The 1704-nt window shown below is 60.8% G+C and carries 2 protein-coding genes; both read right to left on the bottom strand.

What is annotated here, in order from left to right; genetic code table 11:
• Nucleotides 1-46: 46 nt before the first annotated feature.
• The gene (locus VES88_01690) at nt 47-295 is read right to left on the bottom strand and encodes a hypothetical protein (GenBank protein ID HYN80187.1); all 249 of its coding nucleotides are present in this window, start codon (nt 293-295) and stop codon (nt 47-49) included.
• Nucleotides 296-372: 77 nt separating this feature from the next.
• Nucleotides 373-1433, bottom strand: a protein-coding gene (locus tag VES88_01685; protein ID HYN80186.1) for an IS630 family transposase whose coding sequence is annotated in 2 segments (ribosomal slippage) — nt 373-929 and nt 929-1433 — 1062 coding nt in all. Because the reading frame shifts where the segments join, the coding sequence is not laid out codon by codon here.
• Nucleotides 1434-1704 lie beyond the last annotated feature (271 nt).

Here is a 1704-nt window from a genome sequence, read left to right as displayed (position 1 = left end):
GTCGAAGCTGAACGCCGCCGTGGGCAGCTAGTGGGTAACCGGCCGTTCAGGACCGCGGTTTTAGGTTCTTGACACGGTTGATTTCATCGTCTGACCATTGGGCATCGCGAAGATACGCTTCGATGCCCCCCGGCTGGCTTCTCATGTCGGCCAGGAAGTTCACGAGGGTTTCGATGCCGAATTCGGAGAATCCGGTGGTTCCCTCGTCATCTTTTCCCCAGATCGTGACGCAACCGTCTTCGGGGTCCATCCAGACGCTGGCTTCATGCAGGAGGTCGAGATCCTCGTCGATCATCTCGGCGACCCGTTCGATGGTGAAGAAGCTGCTTTCCTTGGCCGCAAAATCAGGGTTGTAATACCAACGTGCGCTGTTCAGAACTCATGCGCCCATTCTCGCCGTCCGATTGATGTTATCCGCCAAGGCTGGTCGGTGAGTTCGTTCCATGCTTCGCAACAATGGGCGACGATGTTTTCGTAGGATGTGAAGACCCGGTTCGAGAGCCAGTTGTCGCGCATGAACTGCCAGATGTTCTCGACCGGGTTCAACTCGGGCGATCGAGGCGGCAGTGGCAAGAGGGTGATGTTGGCCGGGATCTCGAGCTTGGTGGACATGTGCCAGCCGGCCTGGTCGAGCATGATGACGGCATGGGCGCCTGGATCGACCATGATGCTGACCTCGGCTAGGTGCGACTGCATTGCCAGGGTATCGCACCAGGGCATGACCAGCCCGGCACCCTTACCTTTGGCGGGACAGATGGCGCCGAAGATATATGCCCACTTGGTGCGCTGGTCATGCGGCGCCCGGGGCCGGGTTCCCCGCCGCGCCCATCGGCGGGTGATCTTGTTCTTCTGGCCGATCCGTGCCTCGTCTTGCCACCAAAGCTCGATCTCTATGCCCTCTTCGAGCCCACTTTGGATTCTCGCCAGTTCGGCGGGGAGGTTTTTTTAAAGGCCTCCGCCGCGAACTCGTTCTGGGCATGATGGCGCGGGCGGGCGGAAAGCTTGGCGAACCCCAGTGCCTTCAGCTCCCGCCCGACGGTCGTCGCATCCAAGGACACGCCAAACTCATCCCAGATCCACTGCGCCAGGTCGCAACGCCGCCAGCGTACCACGCCGTGGATCGCGGGGATCGGTCCGGTCTCGACCACTTTTGCCAATGCCGCACGCTGGTCGTCGCCGAGCTTCGGCCTTGGGCCGGGATGCTTGCTGTCGATCAGTCCCTCCGGCCCGCCCGCATTGAGCCGCAGAACCCAGTCGCGAATGATCTGCAGGCCGACGTCGCCAATCCGGGCAGCGTCGGACCGACGGCCGCCATCGTAAATCTCCGCGAGCGCGAGCAGCCTCCGGCTCTGGCTCGCGTCCCGGCTCCTCTTGGCGAGCCTCCGCAGAGCAGGACCGTCAAAGTCGTCTCTCAATCCGATCGCTGCTGCCATCGCGAACCTCCCCCGCCCGGTTCGCGCTATTGATTCAGAGTTAGAAGCCGATTGGAATCCTCAAAATGAGTCACCCGCCACGCACGCTGGTATTACGCGCTACTTGCTCCCGGCATCTATTTTTTCTGGATCACGCTGGAGGGGCAGATCGTCACGCCACTCATCTTGGGCCGAACTCTCGAAATGAATACCATATCGGTATTTCTCACAGTGATTTTCTGGGGTTGGTTGTGGGGTATCGCCGGCGCTTTGTTGGCCGTGCCTTTCCTCG

This window comes from Gemmatimonadaceae bacterium (genome assembly GCA_035633115.1).
Taxonomy (GTDB): domain Bacteria; phylum Gemmatimonadota; class Gemmatimonadetes; order Gemmatimonadales; family Gemmatimonadaceae; genus UBA4720.
The sequence above is the reverse complement of the archived record's forward strand: the minus strand, read 5'-3'. Positions and strand labels throughout refer to the sequence as shown.

Excerpts from the sequence above, each read along its gene's own strand:
- VES88_01690 (HYN80187.1), bottom strand. The coding sequence starts at position 295 with ATGATCGACGAGGATCTCGACCTCCTGCATGAAGCCAGCGTCTGGATG.